Here is a 17,472-nt window from a genome sequence, read left to right as displayed (position 1 = left end):
GTCCGGCACCCGACTCGGGCAGGATGGGGACATGGCTACCGACCTGTGGATCACCGGCGACGCGGACACGGACCAGCTGCTGACCGACGACCCGTTCGCGCTGCTGATCGGGATGCTCCTGGACCAGCAGTACCCGATGGAGCACGCGTTCGCGGGGCCGCGCAAGATCCGCGACCGGCTCGGCACGCTCGACCCGCACGCGATCGCGGACGCCGACCCGGACGAGTTCGTCACGCTGGCCACCACTCCCCCGGCCATCCACCGCTACGGGCGGTCCATGGCGGGCCGGGTGCAGGCCGTGGCGCGCGTGGTCGTCGACGACTACGACGGTGACGTCGCGAAGATCTGGACGCTCCCCGGTGCCGAGGGGCCGCCCACGGGCGCCGAGGTGCTGGAGCGGCTGCGCGCACTGCCGGGCTTCGGCGAGCAGAAGGCGAAGATCTTCCTCGCGCTGCTGGGCAAGCAGCGCGGCGTGCAGCCGCCCGGGTGGCGGGAGGCCGCCGGCCACTACGGCGACGACGACGCGCGGCGCTCGATCGCCGACGTCACCAGCGCCGAGTCCCTCGGCGAGGTGCGGGCGTTCAAGAAGGCACAGAAGGCGGCGGCCAAGGCGGCGAAGGCCCAGGGTTGACGTCGGTCGCCGGGGCACCGGCCGCGCGGCGTCCCGCCGCCGGGAGGCGGCCCGGCTTGCGGGCACGACCCATCGCGGCAGCATGACCTGCATGGACGGCGCACCCCGACGGGCGCGGCAGGCCGCGGCCGCGCTCGCTCTCGTCGCGGCGGCTGCGGCCTGCGCCGGGCCGGGCGAGGGCGACGCGGCCGACGTCGTGACCCGGTTCTACGCGGCGGTCGCCGCAGGCGACGGGGACGCCGCGTGCGCCCTGCTGCTGCCCGGCGCGGCGCAGGACCTGGCCCACGAGTCCGGCGTCCCGTGCGGCGAGGCACTCGTCGATCCCCAGGAGGCGGGCGGCGTGCTCGCCGAGCGGGCCGGGGCAGCCGTGGATGCCGTGCACCTGGCGGGCGGGCAGGCGCAGGTCGTGACGGCGACGGACACGGTCTTCCTGGCCCGCTCCGGCGGGACCTGGGTCGTGACGGCCGTGGGCTGCGACCCGCGGGGTGAACGGCCCTACGACTGCGAGGTCGAGTCGTGAGACTCCCCCGGGCGATCTTCGTGGCGACGCTCGTGCTGGTCGTTCTCGGGCTGGCGACCGCGTTCGTGCTCGCCGGGATGCACCGGTGAGCGGCCCCGCCCGTGAGCCGGGCGTGCGCAGCGCGCTGCGGACCAGCTCGCTGTCGCTCGTCTTCGGCGCGCTCTTCCTGGCGTCGCTCACCGCGCAGGCGTTCGTCGGCGCCGCCCAGCACGACGCGGACCAGGTGGCGGCCGGCCTGGAGCCGCTCGGTGTGTGGGGCTACGTGACGTCGTCCACCTTCTGGGTCGACGTCACCGAGAACTGGCAGTCCGAGTTCCTGCAGTTCCTGCTGTTCATCACCCTCACGGTGTGGTTCGTGCAGCGCGGCTCCCCCGAGTCGAAGCGGCTCGACGCCGTCGGGCGCGAGACGGACGAGGAGCAGCGGGTCGGCGCGCACGCCCAACCGGACTCCCCCGCCTGGGCACGTGCCGGCGACTGGCGCCTGCGGGTCTACTCGCACTCGCTCGCCCTCGTGATGGGCGCCGTCTTCGTGGGCTCCTGGCTCGCGCAGTCGGTCAGCGGCGTCGTCGCGTACAACGAGGAGCAGCTGCGCGAGCGTCACGACCCGGTCCCGTGGACCGAGTACCTCGCCCAGCCCGACTTCTGGGACCGCACGCTGCAGAACTGGCAGTCGGAGCTGCTCGCCGTGCTCGCGATGGTCGTGTTCTCGATCTACCTGCGAGAGCGCGGGTCGCCGGAGTCGAAGCCGGTCGGCGTCGCGCACACCGCGACCTCGGTCGAGGGATAGGACGACACCGTGCAGACGATCGAGAAGGTCCGCCACCGGTACGCCGTCGTCGACGGCACGGAGGTCTTCTTCCGCGAGGCCGGGCGGCCGGGCCGCCCGACGGTGCTCCTGCTGCACGGGTTCCCCAGCTCCTCGCACACGTTCCGCGAGGTGATGCCCACGCTGGCCGAGGTCGCGCACGTCGTCGCGCCGGACCTTCCGGGCTTCGGCCTGTCCGCCGCCCCGACCGTCGACGAGTACGAGTACACGTTCGAGAACCTCTCGAGGACCGTCGAGGGTCTGCTCGAGCAGCTCCAGGTCCGGGACTTCTTCGTCTACCTGCACGACTTCGGCGCCCCGGTGGGCTACCACCTGGCCACCCGCGCCCCGGACCGCGTCCTGGGGCTCGTGGTCCAGAACGGCAACGCGCACGAGGACGGTCTCGGCCCGCAGTGGGACGACGCACGGGCCTACTGGGCCGACCCCTCCGAGGCCCGGCGCGCCAGGCTCGGTGACTGGCTGAACTTTGCCGGCACCCGCGACCAGTACCTCGCCGGGCTGCCGGAGCGCCTGCGCGAGCTGCACCCGCCCGAGTCGTGGCACCTCGACTGGCAGCGGATGACCAGGCCCGGCAACCTCGACGCCCAGTTCGCGCTGTTCACCGACTACGCCCGGCACGTCGCCCGCTTCGGCGAGCTCGCCGAGTACCACCGGGTCCATCAGCCGCCGGCGCTCGTGCTGTGGGGAAGCCACGACGCCTTCTTCGACGTCGAGGAGGTCCTCGCGTTCCACCGCGCCCTCGAGCGCGTGGACTCGCACCTCTACGACGCGGGGCACTTCCTGCTGGAGACGCACCCGGCCGAGTGCGCCGCGCTCATGCGGGCCTTCGTGCTGGACCACGCCTGAGCGACCCTGCCGCGCCGTCGCAGCGATCCGGCGACAGGGCCGACGACGCGCCTCCTCATCCTTGACACCGCACTCGGGGCACGACCATACTCGGCTCCTGTAATCGATTTCTGGCGCTTGGCTTTGCAACGGAGCGGAGACGGCCCACGATGATCTCGGCGACCCCACCCCCGGCCGCGACCGACGGCGGTGACCAGGACGACGATGCCGCGCCGGTGCTCCGGATGCGCGCCATCGGCAAGTCGTTCCCCGGCGTACGGGCCCTCGACGGCGTCTCCCTCGACGCCTACGCCGGCCGGGTGGTGGCGCTGCTCGGGGAGAACGGGGCGGGCAAGTCGACGCTCATCAACGTGCTCTCCGGGGTGTTCGGCGACTACGACGGCCAGGTCGTGGTCGACGGCGAGCCCGTCGCCCTGCACGCCCCCGCGGACGCGCAGCGCCTCGGCATCGCCACGATCCACCAGGAGCTGAACCTGGTGCCCGACATGTCGGTGGCCGACAACATCTGGCTGGGCCGCGAGCGCGCGACGGGCGGCTGGCTGGACCGTCGCGACCAGGTCCGGCTCGCGGGAGACCTGCTGGCGCGCGTCGGCCTCGACCTGGACCCCCGCAAGCCGGTGCGGCAGTTCCGGGTGGCCGAGCAGCAGCTCATCGAGGTGGCCAAAGCGCTGAGCATCGACACGCGCGTCCTCATCATGGACGAGCCCACCTCGGCCCTGGCCGACGCGGAGGTCCGCCGGCTGTTCGACGTCATCCGCGCCCTCACCGCCGAGGGCGTCGCCGTCATCTACATCTCCCACCGGCTCGAGGAGCTCGAGGAGATCGCCGACCAGGTCACGGTGCTGCGCGACGGCCGCTGGATCGGCACCCGGCCCATGGACGACGTGGACCGCGACGAGCTGATCCGCATGATGGTGGGCCGCGACCTGCACGTGCCGCCGCGCGCGGGGCGCGCCACGACAGAGGCAGCGGACGACGGCACCGTCGCCGCCGGGCCGCGCCTCGTCGTGCAGGACCTGCGCGTGCCGGCCGACCCGCTCGCGGGGCGCGTCGCGCTGCGCGGCGTGGGGTTTGCGGTGCGGCCCGGCGAGGTCGTCGGGCTCGCGGGCCTGATGGGCGCCGGGCGCACCGAGACCCTGGAGGCGATCTTCGGCGTGTACCCCCGCCACGAGGTGTCCGGCACCGTGCAGCTCGACGGGCGGCCGTTGCGCGCGCGCTCGCCGCGCCAGGCCATCGAGCGGGGCGTGGCGCTGGTGGCCGAGGACCGCAAGACGCAGAGCCTCGTCCTGTCCGCAACGGTGCGTTTCAACGCCTCGCTCGCCGCCCTGCGCGCCTTCGCCCGCGCCGGCTGGCTGCGCCGCACGGCGGAGCGGCGCCACGTGCAGGACCAGGTGCGCCGGCTCGGGGTGAAGACGCCCGGGCTGTCCACCGTCGTCGGCCACCTGTCCGGCGGCAACCAGCAGAAGGTGGTCCTCGCCAAGTGGCTCCTCACCGGGCCCCGCGTGATCCTTCTCGACGAGCCGACCCGCGGCATCGACGTGGGCGCCAAGTCCGAGATCTACGAGCTCGTCGCCGCCCTCGCAGCCGAGGACGTGGCCGTCGTCGTGGCCTCCTCCGAGCTGCCCGAGCTGCTGCGCATGAGCGACCGGATCGTCGTCCTGTGCGAGGGGCGGGTCACGGCGGAGCTGGACGCCGCGGCCACCACCCAGGAGGAGATCCTCACCGCCGCGATGGCCCGACGCGCCCTCGTCGCCCCGTGAGCCCCGTGAGCGCCGTGAGCGCCGCCGACCCCGTCGCAGCCCCCGCCTCGCGGGCCCCCAGCGGAAAGGACCGCGCATGACCACCTCCACGGCGACCGCCGCGCCGACCCTGGGCGACCGACTGCGCCGGCTGCTGCCGATGCTGGGCGGGGTGCAGGGCTACATCGGCCTCGTCCTCATCGTCCTCATCGGCATCTGGAGCCAGGGTGACCGGTTCGCCGACCTCGACAACCTCACCAACGCCATCGGCTACTTCGCGCCGCGAGGCATCCTCGCGGTCGGCATGACGCTCGTGATCATCAGCGGCGGGATCGACCTGTCGGTCGGGGCGGTGATGGCCGTCGGCTCCACCGCGTCCGCCATGCTGCTGACCGAGATGAACTGGCCCGTGGCGGCCATCATCCCGGCGTCCATGCTCATCGGCGCGGCGTTCGGCTTCGTCAACGGCGCCGGGACGGCCTGGCTGCGCGTGCAGTCGTTCGTCATGACGCTGGCGATGATGACGGTGGCGCGCGGCATCGTGCGCGAGACGTCGGACAACGTCTCGATCGGCACGGTGGTGCTCGGCCCGGACGGCGAGGTCGCGCCCGGCTCGGCCCAGTTCCAGCTGCTCGGCACCCCCGGAACCACGCTGTTCGGCATCCCGCTGGTCGGCTACTTCCCGGTGCTGGCACTGCTCGTGGTGGTCGTGGTCTTCCAGCTGCTCCTGACCCGCACCACGTTCGGCCGGCACGTGTACGCCGTCGGCGGCAACCGCACGGCCGCCCGCCTGTCCGGGGTGCGCGTCGCGACCGTGACCGTGGTCGTGTTCACCCTCTCGGGCATGCTCGCCGGGCTCGCCGGACCCATCAACGCCGCCTACAACGCGTCCGCCGACCCGCAGGCCGGCCTCGGGTACGAGCTCGACGCCATCGCCGCCGTCGTCATCGGCGGTGCCAGCCTCGCCGGCGGGCGCGGCTCCGTCGTCGGCACCGCCGTCGGCGCGCTCATCCTCACGATGCTCGACAACGTCCTCGGCCTGAACAACTTCAGCGCCAACTGGCAGATGATCATCAAGGGCGCGATCGTCGTCGCCGCCGTGGTCATCCAGCGGCCCGACCTGCTCGCGGGCGCCGTCGCGCGCCTGCGCCGCCGCGACGAGCCCCCGCCGACCGACCCCGGCCCCTCCGGGCCCGCGTCGCCCCCGACCCCGGCCGCGCCCCGTGGCGCCGCCGGTGACGTCACCCGCGAAGTCACCACGAAGGAGCTCTGATGAAGCACAGCAGACTCGCCGGCATCACGACGGCGTGCGTCGCAGGGCTGTTCACGCTCGGCGCGTGCAGCACCAACACCGACGCGGCACAGCCCTCCGAGGAGCCGGACCAGGAGTCGTCGGCCCCGGCCGACGACGGGCGCCTGGTGGAAGAGAAGGACTCGTACGTCATCGGTTACTCGCAGTCCAACAACGCCGAGCCCTACCGGGCCCAGCTCAACACCCAGCTCGAGTACTACGTCTCCCAGCACGACAACCTCGAGCTGCTCCCGATCGCCGACGCCCAGCAGGACTCGTCCCGCCAGGTGAGCCAGGTGCAGCAGTTCGTCCAGCAGGGCGTCGACGTCCTCGTCGTCTCGCCGAACGAGTCCGACCCGCTCACCCCGCCCGTCGAGCAGGCGTGCGCCGCCGGCATCCCCGTGATCGTGCTCGACCGCACGGTCAAGACCGACTGCATCGCGGCCTTCATCGGCGGCGACAACGTCGCGATCGGCAAGGCGGCCGGGGAGCTGGCGGTGGAGCTGCTGCCCGACGGCGGCAACGTCGTCGAGCTGCGCGGCATCCTGTCGAACCAGCCGCAGATCGACCGCGACGAGGGCTTCCGCGAGGCGATCGCCGCCAACCCGGACATCAAGATCGTCAAGGACCAGGACGCCAAGTGGCTCAAGGAGGAGGGCACGAAGGTCATGCAGCAGTGGCTGCAGTCCGGCGACGACATCGACCTGGTCTACGCGCACAACGACCCGATGGCGCTCGGCGCCTACCTCGCCGCAGCCGGGGCCGGGAAGACCGAGGACATCGACTTCATCGGCATCGACGGGCTCGCCATCCCCGACGGCGGCATCCGCGCCGTCCAGGAGGGGCAGCTCGCCGGCACGTTCGTCTACCCGACCGGGGCGAAGGAGGCCGTCGACACGATCACCAAGATCGTCGACGGCGAGGAGTTCGAGGCCGAGCAGATCCTGCCGACCACCGCGGTCACGTCCGACAACGCCGAGGAGATCTACACCGAGTACGACTTCAGCGCCAAGGACTGAGCGCACGACGCGCGCCGCCCGGTCGCCGATCACCCGCCGTCCACTTAGCGTGGGCAGCAACCGGTGAGAGGTGGTCCTGTGTCTCCGCACGAGAACGTCCCCGTCGATCCGCAGCTCGCAGAGCTGTACAAGGACCTGCACCGGCATCCCGAGCTCGGGTTCGCCGAGCATCGCACGGCGGGGATCGTCGCGGAGCGGCTCCGGGCGGCGGGGTTCGACGTCACCACGGGCGTCGGGCGGACCGGCGTCGTCGGCGTCCTGCGCAACGACGAGGGCCCGACCGCGCTGCTGCGCGCCGACATGGACGCCCTGCCCGTCGAGGAGGACACCGGCCTGGACTACGCGAGTACCGCGACGGCGACCGACGACAGCGGCACGACCGTCCCGGTCGACCACGCGTGCGGCCACGACATGCACACGACGTGCCTCCTCGGCGCCGCCGACGTCCTGGCGCGCGACCAGGCGAGCTGGGCGGGCACCCTGCTCGTGGTGTTCCAGCCCGCGGAGGAGCTCGGCGAGGGCGCGCAGGCGATGGTCGACGACGGCCTCTACGACCGCTTCCCGGTGCCCGACGTCGTCCTCGGCCAGCACGTGGCGCCGCTGCCGGCCGGCAAGATCGCCGGCCACGCCGGCGCGTCGTACGCGGGCTCGGACTCGCTGCGGGTCCGGCTCGTGGGCCGGGGCGCGCACGGCTCCATGCCGCAGGCGTCGATCGACCCGATCGTCATGGCGGCCGGGACGGTGCTGCGCCTGCAGACCGTGATCTCCCGGGAGATCCCGAGCACGGCGACGGCCGTCCTCACGGTCGGCGCGGTCCACGCCGGCGACGCCGCGAACGTCATCCCCGGCGAGGCCGAGCTGCGACTCAACATCCGCAGCTACGACGAGGCGGTGCGCCGGCGGATCCTCGAGAGCGTCGACCGCATCGTGCGCGGCGAGGCCGCGACGGCGGGCGCTCCCGACGAGCCCACGATCACCGAGATCGAGAGGTTCCCCGTCGTCGTCAACGACCAGGCCGCGCTCGCCCGGACGCTCGACACGTTCGCCGCCTGGCTGGGCCCCGAGAACGTCCTCGACCCCGGCGCCGGTGCGGGCAGCGAGGACGTGGGGATCCTCGCCACGGCCGCAGGCGCGCCCCTGTCGTACTGGCTGCTCGGTGGGACCGACCCCGCCCTGTTCACGACCGGCGACATGAACGACCCCGCGCTGCTCACCGTGCCGTCCAACCATTCGCCCCACTACGCCCCGGTCCTCGACCCGACCCTCGCGAACGGTGTCACCGCGCTCGTCGCCGCGACCCGCACCTGGCTGCCCGCGGCCTAGGGGCCGAGACGAGGGGCCGAGACGAGGGGCCGAGATCGCCTATCGGAGGCGGGCGCCCAGCTCGTCGTCGCCCCCGAACGGGCTGGCGCCGAGGCGCCACGTGCCCAGGTCGTACGTCCCCGGGGCGAGGGCGCGGCCGCCCGGCTGCCAGTGCGGCTGCCACACGACGGCACCCTGCCCGGCGTAGAACCGGTTGTCGGTGCCCCACGACGACCCGGGGGCGAACCGCGCGGCGACGGTGGCGCCTCCGCCCGAGCTCTGCGTCCAGGCGGGGAAGCCCGCGACGTCCCCGCCCGGACGGTCCGGGTCGGCGTCGTCGCCCGTGCGCTCCCCCGTGCCGTCGAACGTCATCGACGCCTCCCACACGGGCGCCGCGGGCGGCTCGGCGAGGTCCGCGGTCACGGACGTGGTCAGCGCGTTCGTGCCGAGCTCGAACGTCCAGTCGGCCGTCGCGGCCTCGTTCCCGAACGGGACGCCCTCCAGCCGCAGCGACGAGCCGTCGACCTCCACCTGCTGGGCCGGTCCCGTCACGTCGGTCGCGCCGAACTGGCCCACCCCCAGGTACGGCGACGTGCCGCGGAAGTCGTCGTCGAGCACCTGCCGCCACCCGCCGGTGCCGTCGGCGACCTCCATCGAGCGGATCTGCGCCCGCGGCGAGGTCTGCACGTCGAGCCGGTACCCGGGCGCGGTGATCTTCTTGCCCGCCGTCACCTCGGTCCCCGAGAAGTCGAGCGGGCGCAACCAGACGCCGCCCGCGCCCCAGCCGGCGCCGCTGACGTACCAGGTGCCGTCGTCGTCGCGCACCACCTCGGCCGCGTGCTCGGCGATGCGTCCCGCCAGGTCGGCGTGCTCGAAGTGCAGCGGGTCCTTGCTCTTGTAGACGCGGGTGTCGTCGTACCCGGCGTCGCAGCAGGTGAACAGGTAGTACCACCCGCCGTTCTCGACGACGAACGGCGACTCGGTCGGCCCGCCGAAGGTGCCCGTGCGCGGGTGGGTGAACGCCACCTGCTTGTCGCCCCAGTGGACCAGGTCCGTGCTGGTGCGGTACGCCACCTGGTGGTTGCCTCCCGCGGGCGTGGAGTTGGCCGTGTAGTACATGACCCACTCGTCGTCGACGCGCATGATCATCGGGTCGCGGGCGTCGTAGCCGTCGGTGAACAGCGGCTCGGGCCGCTTGGTCCACGTCTCGAGGTCGGTGCTGGTGGCCAGCCGCAGCTGGTACTCCTCGTGGTTGTCGTCGAGACCGGCCGAGTAGTACATGTAGTAGGTGCCGTCGTGCTCCAGCACGTACGGCGCCCACACGTGCTTCTCCCCCAGCTCGGGGTCGGCGTGGATCACCGGCTCCTGCTTCTCGTACGGCGCCTGCGTGAGCGACGGGCTCGTCGCGTGCGCGAAGAAGCTCTCGTCGAGGGGCGCTGCCGGCTCGGCGTGCGTGATGCCGAACAGGTGCCAGGTCCCGTCCGGCCCCTGCACGAAGGTGTGGTCGTTGACGTACCACGGCTCGTCCTCGCCGACCGACGGGTCGTAGATGTTCGTGCGTTCTCCGGCCTGCACCACGTCCTCCTCGTGCGCGTAGGCGCCGACCTCGACGTCGGCCCCGCCCTGCAGGGTCAGGTCCAGGGTGTCGAGGCCGGCCAGGTGGCCGGTGGCGGCCTCGTTCTTCCCGGTGACGGTCAGGGTGAGCGTGTGCTCGCCGGCCGTCAGGTCGACGCTGCCGAGCTCGTGCGTCCCGATCGCGACGCCCTCGGACCGGTAGCCGTCGATCTCCGCGCCCAGCGGCTCGCCGTCGAGCGAGACCTGCACGACGCCGTAGTCGGGGGCGGACGTGAGGACGCCGGCGACGTCGTAGGTGCCGTCCTGCGGCACGTCGAGGCGCAGGGTCACGGCGTCGCCCGGCTGCCCGGCCCGGAACCACAGCTGCCGGTTGCCGGACCACTGCACCCCGCAGCAGCTGCCCTGCGCCTCGACGGGCGCGTCGGCCTCGACGGGCGGCAGCAGGTCCTCGGCCTCGACCCGCAGGGTGGTGCCGCTCGTGGCCTGCACCCGGTCGGACAGCCTCCCTGCGTTCCCCGAGCCGTCGACGGCGCGCACCCGGTAGTGCCAGGTCTCGCCGAGCCCCAGCCCGGTGTGCTCGAAGGCGGGCAGCGGGCTGGTGCCCACGCGGGTGCGCTCGCCCGCCCGGAACCGCGGGTCCGTCGACGCGTACACCTCGTAGTGGTCGACGGCGACGTCGTCGACGGTGGCCTCCCACCCCAGGCGGACCTGGTTGCCGTCCCCGCCCGCGGCCCGCAGGCCGGTGACCCCGGCCGGGTCGCGCCGGTCGGGCGCCGGCGCGGACCGCGAGAGCGCCTCGTAGGAGGCCGCCGTCCACGCGGGCGCACCCTCGTGCGGGGCCAGCGTGACCGTCAGCCGCGTCTTGCCCGCCGTGAGGTCCGGCGGGAGCCCGAACACGTCCTCACCCCAGCGCTGCGTGGCGTTGCCCGCCGGCTGGGTCCAGGTGCCCGCGGCCTCGCCGTCGACCGTGACGTCCACGGCCTGGCCCGCCTCGGCCTGGTCGGCCAGCCGCCGCAGCGTGACGCCGCTGTTCCGCGGGTCGACCGCCACGCGGAACGAGACCTGCTCGGTCGCCGACGCGAGGTCCTCGGTGACGGGCACGTCGTCGTGGTCGCCCTCGAACCGGGCGGTGATCTCGGCCGCCGCTCCGGAGCCGGAGTACCCGTGCCGCGCCTCGCTGCGCTCGTCCCCGACGTCGATCGTGTCGGTGACGCGGGTCGCGGGCACGTCGGAGCCGTACCAGTACGCCGTCGAGGAGTACTCGGCCGGCTCGTTCGCCACCGGCCCGGGCTCGATGCCGAAGGTGAGGCCGGAGCCGAACGGGACGGCGTCGGCGATCATCAGCCGGTACGGCGAGTCGCACTGGTAATCGCAGCCGTTGTGACCGGCGGGCATCGCCGACAGCCCGTTCATCGGGTTGGAGAACGTCTGCCGGTTGAAGTACCAGCCACCCTCGTAGAAGTCCTCCGAGCCGGTGCCGTACAGCGCGGGGCTGCGGCCGCCGTCGACGTACACGCGCTCGTCGCCCTCGAGGTAGTTGCGGGTGTTGCCCGTGGTGATGTGGCCGCGCATCGTGTGGCTCACGCCGACGAACCGGCCGTGCCCGGCCGTGTCGAGGAACGCCCAGTCCTCGCCCGCCACGGTCTCGTCGCGATGGTGCGTGGCGTTGAAGTAGCCGACGGTGCCGCGTGCCAGGTCGCGGGCGACCTGCCGGTCGCGGTGCGACGTGACGCGCGCCGTGCCGGACTCGACGGTCCGGTCCGACCTGTTCACCAGCTCCACCGTGGCGCGCTGCGCGAACGGCATCGGCCACCAGCTCGAGTACCAGCCGTCGTCGCCGGCGTCCATGGCGTGGAACAGGGCCTGCACCGGGGCCTCGGTCAGCCCCGAGCCGAACAGCTCGCCCAGCGGCGCGGACACCGTCCTGCGCCCGTCGAAGCTCACCCGCACGAACACGTCGCGCAGCAGCTCGTTGGAGGCGAGCACCGCCGGGTCGTCCGCGGGCGGCGGATCGGACTGGTTCGCCCGGCCCGTCCAGTTCTGGGCCGTGATCGCGTAGTCGTGCGCCTGCTCGCTGGCGAGCGCCTCCTGGGAGGTCCCGACGTCGAGCTCGTCCGTGCGCACCGCCTCGCCGCCGACGACGGAGTCCGCCCAGTAGCGGAACTCGTTCCAGTCGATGGTCGCCGAGACGAACGTGTTGGCCACGGTGATGCTCGACTTGCCCGCGGTCAGCTCCGCCGGCAGCTCGATGCTCTGGTAGCTCCACGTGCCCGCCGTGTCGTCGGTGGCCTCCCAGCGGCCGGCGGGCTCGCCGTCGACCGTGACGTCCGCGACCTGCTGCGCGCTCGTGGCGTCGAACCGGCGCTTCAGCGTGACCCCCTCGTTCTCGGGATCGACCTGCAGCGTGAACGTGCTGGTGCGCTTGTGGGCGCGGCCGTCGTCGCTGATGGCGGGCTGTGGCTCGACCCCGACGACCTGCGGCACCTGCAGCGCCAGCTCGGAGATCTCCCCCGGCCCCCGCACGTCGGCGACCCGGGTGGACTCCCCCGGGGCCAGCCGGAAGTCCTCGGTCGTGGTCCGCGACCCCTCGGCCGCCGGCTTCGGGTCGCTGCTGCCCCACTGCCGGGCGGCGTCGATCACGTCCTGCGCGGGGTCGGACGGGTCGAAGGTCTGCACGCCCTCGGCGTCCGCGAAGCTGCGGTAGGTGACGTGGTGGAACAGCGGGTTCTCGCTGGTGGTGACCCGCATCGACTCGCGGTACGGCATGGGCACCTTGAGGTAGACCCCGCCGGAGCTCTGGTCGGCGTTGGCGACGAACGGGTACACGAACGGGGCTCCGAGCTTGCCGTCGACCACGTCCTGGACCGGCGCGTCGAGCACCACCTCGCCGTCGAGCTCGACCGTGATGGAGCCGGTCGCCGACACGTCGCCGCCGTCGCGGGTGAACCAGATCGAGCCGATCTCGCCCGCTCCGGTGCGCTCGGCGATCACGCAGCCCGCGTCGGTGGTGCGCAGGCAGCTGTGCGTGCCGACGAAGCCGTCGTCGTTGCCGCCCGTGCGGTCGTAGCTCGAGAACTGGCCGGTCGAGACGCCGGTCGTGAGCTCGTCGATGCGGTCCAGCCGGCGGTACGTGTCCCAGCCGACGGCGCCCTTGCCGTTCGTGGGGTCGGTCTCCACGCCGCCCGGCGCCGCGGCGGCCCGCGCGCTCTCGACGTCCGCGGCCGCGACGTCCGCGGCGGGGGCCGCCGGCGCAGCGGCGGCGCCGGCGGGCAGCGTCGTGCCCACGAGGGCGGCGGCCGCGGCGACCGCGACGGCGACCCGGCTCCTCGGACGCGCTGGGGACCCTGCTCGTGATCGTGCTCCTGCACCTGCGCGCGAATGCGTCACTGCACTCACCTTCTCCGGCCGCGTCGTCGCGGCCCGTCGTCGGTCAGGGGGCTCCGCCGCCCGGACGGAGTAATCGATTACAGCGATCGTTCGTTGCTATGCAACCACGAACGTCGGGAGCCCACAAGAGGTGGGTCGCCGGGCGGCGCCCGCGCCATCGCCCCGCGCCGGCGGACGTCCGGGCAGGTCAGGGACGCGCGAGGGCCCCCGCGGCGCGCAGCCGGTCGAGGGCGGGCCCCAGCGGGACGGCGTGCCGCGTCCCCCGGTGCCCGGCCGTCGTCGTGGCCGTCAGCACCGAGGCCAGCAGCGCCTCCTCGACGGCGTCCGCCGTCGCGCCGAACACCGGGTCCAGCGCGGCGTCCGGGACCAGGGCGAGGGACGGGTCGGCCGTGCTGAACACGAGCGCGTAGTCCCCGCTGCCGCCGGCGAAGTCCGAGCCGACGCGGCCCATCGCGAACACCGCGCGCCGGGCCACGCGCTCCAGTCGCCGCGCGTCCAGCGGGGCGTCCGTGGCGACGACGATCATGCACGAGTTGCCGTCGTCCACGACCGTCGGTCCCGGCCGGTCCAGCAGCTCGTCCGCAGGCAGCGGGACGCCCCGCACGGTGAGGGTGCCGGAGAAGTTCGACTGCACGAGGACGCCCACCGTCCGGGCAGCGCCGGCGACCTCCACCACGCGCGACGACGTCCCGATCCCGCCCTTGTAGCCGAGCGCCGAGGTCCCGGCCCCCGCCCCCACGCACCCCTGCGGAACAGGACCGCCCGTCGCCCCGGCGAGCGCCGCCAGCACGTGCGCCTCGGTGACCGGCCGGGCCCGGATGTCCGACAGGAACCCGTCGTTCGTCTCCCCCACGACCGGGTTGAGCGTGCGCACCTCCTCGTAGCCCGGCAGCCCGAGCACGTGCGTGACCAGCGCGTCGGCCGCACGGAACGCCGAGAGGGTCGCGGTGAGCACGACCGGCGTCTCGATCGCGCCGAGCTCGGCGAGCTGGGTCGCCCCGACCAGCTTGCCGAAGCCGTTGCCGACGAACATCCCGCACGGCAGCGAGCGCCGTTGCGCCGGCCCCGCGCCGAGCTGGTCGGGCACGACGGCCGTCACGCCGGTGTGCAGCCGCTCGCCCTCGTGCAGGGTGCTGTGCCCGACGCGCACGCCGGGCACGTCGGTGATCGCGTTCGCCGGGCCCGTGGGGTGGTCGCCGACGACGACGCCCAGCTCACGGGGCGTCATCCGGGCACTCACGCGCGCGCCTGCGCGGGCACGGTGCGGACGGGGTGCACGTCGCTCCACGACCGGGTGCCGTCGACGAGGTCGGCCACGTGCTCGCGGAACCTCGGGCAGGTGGCGATGTCGTGCGAGCGGCACGACAGGGCGTGCTCGGTCATGTGCCGGGAGCGGTCGATCTCCTCCTGGCGGCGGTCGAGCTCGGCCAGGTGCGCCTCGAGCACCCGGTGCCGCTCCGGGGCGCCCGCCCCGTCGGGCCCGGCGTCCAGGAGCACCTGGATCTGCTCCAGGCTCATGCCCGCCACCTTGGAGCTGAGGATCGTCGCCACCCGCACGACGTCGTCGGGACCGTACCGACGACGCCCGGCGCCGTCGCGCGCGGGCGCCAGGAGGCCGACCTCCTCCCAGTAGCGCAGCACGTGCGTCTCGAGGCCGAACCGCTCGGCCAGCTCCCCGACGCCGAAGGTCGTCGGCCCACCGCTTGACTTCATGTTGACATGAAGTCACATGCTGGTTCGCGACGCAACCCCCCGTGAGGAGAATCCCATGCACGACGTGATCATCATCGGCGGCGGCCCGGCCGGGCTGCAGGCCGCGCTCACCCTCGGCCGCACCCACCGCGACGTCGTCCTGCTCGACTCCGGCGTGTACCGCAACGACCCCACCGACGCGATGCACAACGTGCTCGGCTTCGACGGCACCCCGCCCGCCGGGTTCCGCGACGCCGCGCACCGCACGCTCGCCGCGTACGGGACGGTCGAGCTGCGCCGCACGGCGGCGCACGAGGTCGCGCCCATCGACCCCGCCGCGCCGGCGGGCGGGTTCGTCGTGCGCACCGACGCCGGCGACGTCACCGCCCGCCGGCTGCTGCTCGCCACGGGTCTCCGGGACGAGCTGCCTGCCACCCCCGGCGTCGCCGAGCTCTTCGGCACCGTGGCCGCGCACTGCCCGTACTGCCACGGCCACGAGTTCACCGGCACGCCCGTGGGGATCCTCGGCTCGGGGCCGCACGTCGCGCGCGTCGCCGGGCTCATGGAGCGCATCGCGAGCCGGCTCGTGGTGCTGGCGGACGGCGGCGACCTGGACCCGCAGGTCCGCGCGTCGCTCGACGCGCGGGGCGCGGAGGTGCGCGCCGCCAAGGTGGAGCGCCTGGAGCCCGTGACCCTGCCGGGCTCCCACCCCGGGGCCCGGGCCGTCCTCGCCGACGGCACGGCCGTCGAGCTCGGCGGGGTCATGGTCGCGCCGACGCTGCGCCAGTCGGCCCCGTTCGCGGCCCAGCTCGGTCTGGACCTGCGCGAGTCGGGCTGCGTGGCCGTCGACGCGATGGGTCGCACCAGCGTCCCTGGTGTCTTCGCCGCGGGCGACCTGGCCCACACCGCGGACTTCCCCATGCCGCTGAGCTCCGTGACCGCGGCCATGGCGGCGGGCCAGATGGCGGCCGTGGCGGCCGACGGCGACCTGCTGGGGGCCTGAGCAGATGCAGGACGAGCAGCGGCCCGCCGTGCGGCCGGAGAACACGACCCCCGCCTCCTGGGACGAGCGGTACCGCGGCGGGCGGCGCTTCAGCCAGCACCCCAACGGGGTGCTCCTCGCCGAGGTCGCCGACCTGCCCGCCGGCAGGGCGCTCGACGTCGGTGCCGGCGAGGGCGCCGACGCGCGCTGGCTCGCACGCCGCGGCTGGGAGGTCACGGCGGTCGACTTCTCGGGCGTCGCGCTGGCGCGAGCGGCGGCGGACGCCGAGGAGCTCGAGGGCGCCGACGTCGCCGGTCGGGTGCGCTGGGTGCGGCAGGACCTCACCGTCTCGCCGCCGCCGGCCGGCGTGTTCGACCTGGTGTCCGCCCAGTACTTCCCGCTGCACCGCTCGTCCGGCCCCGGGCCGTCGCCCGCGCTGCGCGGGCTGCTGGACGCGGTCGCGCCCGGCGGCACCCTGCTCGTCGTGGGGCACGAGCTCACCGAGCTCGTCAGCCGGCTGCACGACGTCGACCCGGAGGACTACGACCAGCCGGCCGACGTCGCACGCATGCTCGACGACGGCTGGGAGGTCCTGGTGGACGAGACCCTGCCGCGCACCGCGCCCGCCCCGCCCGGCTCGCACCACACCCACGACACGGTGCTGCGGGCGCGTCGGCGCTGACCGGCGCCGGCCCTGCGCGCCGGCGCCCAAGGCCCCGGCGCGCAGGGCCGGGCTCGCGGGCGGGGCTCGCAGGGCCGGGCTCGCCGGGCCGGGCTCGCCGGGCGGCTAGGCTCGCGCCCATGACTTCCCCGCTCCTGCCGCTCGGCCCTGCCCCGCGCCCCGCCACGGGCGACGACCTCGCCGCCCGGATCCGTGTCTTGGGCGCCCGCGCGGCCGGTCCCGGCGTCGTCGGGCTGGAGCGCGCACGCGTGACGACGGAGCTGGACGGCGCGGACGTCGCGTCCGCCGTGCTGGACCTCACCGGGGTGGCGTTCGGCGTCTCGCAGCACCGGCCGGACGTGACCTGGTCGCCGGCCGCCGTGACCTCGCGCGTGCCGGGGACGGTGCGCCGCCTCCGCGTCGACGCGCACCCGCTGACGGCCGTCGACCTGCCCGTGGACGTCACGGCGGAGGCCGAGGGGCTGCGGTTCGTGTGGGTCGAGGGGTCGGACGGGCAGGTCGGCTTCGAGCCGCTCGACCCCGACGACGCGCACCCCGTGGCCGGGCACGCGCGCGTCGCCGTGCCGCGCGCCGGCCTGGTCGCGACCGTGCACGGGTTGCTCGCCGTCTCGCTGCAGTCGCAGGGGATCCAGCTCAGCGACCTCGACGTGCAGCTCGACTCGCGCGGCCCCCGCGCGGCCGGGCTACGCATCGACGCGAAGATCCGCAAGGGCTTCCTGTCCGCGGCCGTCACCGCGACCGCGTCCGCCTCCGTCGACGACGCCATGGTGCTCGCCGTCGGCGACGTGCAGATCTCCAGCGGCAACCCCCTGGTGGCCGCGATGCTCGGCGCCGTGCGCGGCCGCGTCGAGGCCGCGGGGAACCGCAAGATCGACCTCGCCGCCGCGCTCCCGCAGGGCGTGCGCCTGTCCGACGTGCGCCTCGACGTCGGCGAGGAGCTCGTGATCACCGCACGGCTCGGCTGAGACGAAGGTGCAGCG

The 17,472-nt window shown here is 74.1% G+C and carries 14 protein-coding genes; 11 read left to right on the top strand and 3 right to left on the bottom strand.

Annotated elements, in window-relative coordinates:
* Window positions 1-31: 31 nt before the first annotated feature.
* From IEW03_RS08665 to IEW03_RS08630, 8 genes are all read left to right on the top strand, one after another.
* Window positions 32-631, top strand: coding sequence for an HhH-GPD-type base excision DNA repair protein (locus IEW03_RS08665; RefSeq protein WP_188523269.1), 600 nt, complete (start codon window positions 32-34; stop codon window positions 629-631).
* Between the two features lie 91 nt (window positions 632-722).
* Window positions 723-1,151, top strand: coding sequence for a hypothetical protein (locus IEW03_RS08660; RefSeq protein ID WP_188523268.1), 429 nt, complete (start codon window positions 723-725; stop codon window positions 1,149-1,151).
* 85 nt (window positions 1,152-1,236) lie between these two features.
* Complete coding sequence (locus IEW03_RS08655) at window positions 1,237-1,938, top strand: DUF6766 family protein (RefSeq protein WP_229737851.1); 702 nt, start codon at window positions 1,237-1,239, stop codon at window positions 1,936-1,938.
* Between the two features lie 9 nt (window positions 1,939-1,947).
* The gene (locus tag IEW03_RS08650; RefSeq protein WP_188523267.1) at window positions 1,948-2,823 is read left to right on the top strand and encodes an alpha/beta fold hydrolase; all 876 of its coding nucleotides are present in this window, start codon (window positions 1,948-1,950) and stop codon (window positions 2,821-2,823) included.
* Between the two features lie 149 nt (window positions 2,824-2,972).
* Window positions 2,973-4,583, top strand: a complete 1,611-nt coding sequence (locus IEW03_RS08645; RefSeq protein ID WP_188523266.1) for a sugar ABC transporter ATP-binding protein — start codon at window positions 2,973-2,975, stop codon at window positions 4,581-4,583.
* Window positions 4,584-4,659: 76 nt separating this feature from the next.
* Window positions 4,660-5,835 carry an ABC transporter permease gene (locus IEW03_RS08640; RefSeq protein ID WP_188523265.1) on the top strand — a complete coding sequence of 392 codons (1,176 nt, stop codon included), beginning with the start codon at window positions 4,660-4,662 and terminating at the stop codon, window positions 5,833-5,835.
* Entirely contained in the window at window positions 5,835-6,872 is a 1,038-nt protein-coding gene (locus IEW03_RS08635) for a substrate-binding domain-containing protein (RefSeq protein ID WP_188523264.1), read from the top strand. Before IEW03_RS08640 ends, IEW03_RS08635 begins: the two co-directional genes overlap by 1 nt.
* 78 nt (window positions 6,873-6,950) lie before the next feature.
* On the top strand, window positions 6,951-8,195 hold the full coding sequence (locus tag IEW03_RS08630; protein ID WP_188523263.1) for an amidohydrolase: 1,245 nt from the start codon (window positions 6,951-6,953) through the stop codon (window positions 8,193-8,195).
* Between the two features lie 39 nt (window positions 8,196-8,234).
* On the opposite strand, the gene IEW03_RS20375 is transcribed toward IEW03_RS08630, so the two are convergent.
* The 3 genes from IEW03_RS20375 to IEW03_RS08610 form a co-directional block, all read right to left on the bottom strand.
* Complete coding sequence (locus IEW03_RS20375; protein WP_229737850.1) at window positions 8,235-13,034, bottom strand: DUF2961 domain-containing protein; 4,800 nt, start codon at window positions 13,032-13,034, stop codon at window positions 8,235-8,237.
* A 289-nt stretch (window positions 13,035-13,323) separates the two neighbouring features.
* Complete coding sequence (locus IEW03_RS08615; RefSeq protein WP_229737849.1) at window positions 13,324-14,376, bottom strand: P1 family peptidase; 1,053 nt, start codon at window positions 14,374-14,376, stop codon at window positions 13,324-13,326.
* On the bottom strand, window positions 14,373-14,849 hold the full coding sequence (locus IEW03_RS08610) for a MerR family transcriptional regulator (RefSeq protein ID WP_188523262.1): 477 nt from the start codon (window positions 14,847-14,849) through the stop codon (window positions 14,373-14,375). The genes IEW03_RS08615 and IEW03_RS08610 overlap by 4 nt, the downstream gene beginning before the upstream one ends.
* Window positions 14,850-14,904: 55 nt before the next feature.
* Here IEW03_RS08610 and IEW03_RS08605 point away from each other — a divergent pair, with 55 nt between their 5' ends.
* From IEW03_RS08605 to IEW03_RS08595, 3 genes are all read left to right on the top strand, one after another.
* A complete protein-coding gene (locus IEW03_RS08605; RefSeq protein ID WP_188523261.1) occupies window positions 14,905-15,831 on the top strand; it encodes an NAD(P)/FAD-dependent oxidoreductase in 927 nt (308 codons plus the stop codon).
* A 4-nt stretch (window positions 15,832-15,835) separates the two neighbouring features.
* On the top strand, window positions 15,836-16,492 hold the full coding sequence (locus tag IEW03_RS08600; RefSeq protein WP_188523260.1) for a class I SAM-dependent methyltransferase: 657 nt from the start codon (window positions 15,836-15,838) through the stop codon (window positions 16,490-16,492).
* 119 nt (window positions 16,493-16,611) lie between these two features.
* Window positions 16,612-17,457 carry a hypothetical protein gene (locus IEW03_RS08595; RefSeq protein WP_188523259.1) on the top strand — a complete coding sequence of 282 codons (846 nt, stop codon included), beginning with the start codon at window positions 16,612-16,614 and terminating at the stop codon, window positions 17,455-17,457.
* Window positions 17,458-17,472: the final 15 nt, after the last annotated feature.

This window comes from Isoptericola cucumis (assembly GCF_014635665.1).
Taxonomy (GTDB): Bacteria; Actinomycetota; Actinomycetes; order Actinomycetales; family Cellulomonadaceae; genus Isoptericola; species Isoptericola cucumis.
The sequence above is the reverse complement of the archived record's forward strand: the minus strand, read 5'-3'. Positions and strand labels throughout refer to the sequence as shown.

Excerpts from the sequence above, each read along its gene's own strand:
- IEW03_RS08665 (WP_188523269.1), top strand. The coding sequence starts at position 32 with ATGGCTACCGACCTGTGGATCACCGGCGACGCGGACACGGACCAGCTG.
- IEW03_RS08660 (WP_188523268.1), top strand. The coding sequence starts at position 723 with ATGGACGGCGCACCCCGACGGGCGCGGCAGGCCGCGGCCGCGCTCGCT.
- IEW03_RS08645 (WP_188523266.1), top strand. The coding sequence starts at position 2,973 with ATGATCTCGGCGACCCCACCCCCGGCCGCGACCGACGGCGGTGACCAG.
- IEW03_RS08640 (WP_188523265.1), top strand. The coding sequence starts at position 4,660 with ATGACCACCTCCACGGCGACCGCCGCGCCGACCCTGGGCGACCGACTG.
- IEW03_RS08635 (WP_188523264.1), top strand. The coding sequence starts at position 5,835 with ATGAAGCACAGCAGACTCGCCGGCATCACGACGGCGTGCGTCGCAGGG.
- IEW03_RS08610 (WP_188523262.1), bottom strand. The coding sequence starts at position 14,849 with ATGAAGTCAAGCGGTGGGCCGACGACCTTCGGCGTCGGGGAGCTGGCC.
- IEW03_RS08605 (WP_188523261.1), top strand. The coding sequence starts at position 14,905 with ATGCACGACGTGATCATCATCGGCGGCGGCCCGGCCGGGCTGCAGGCC.
- IEW03_RS08600 (WP_188523260.1), top strand. The coding sequence starts at position 15,836 with ATGCAGGACGAGCAGCGGCCCGCCGTGCGGCCGGAGAACACGACCCCC.
- IEW03_RS08595 (WP_188523259.1), top strand. The coding sequence starts at position 16,612 with ATGACTTCCCCGCTCCTGCCGCTCGGCCCTGCCCCGCGCCCCGCCACG.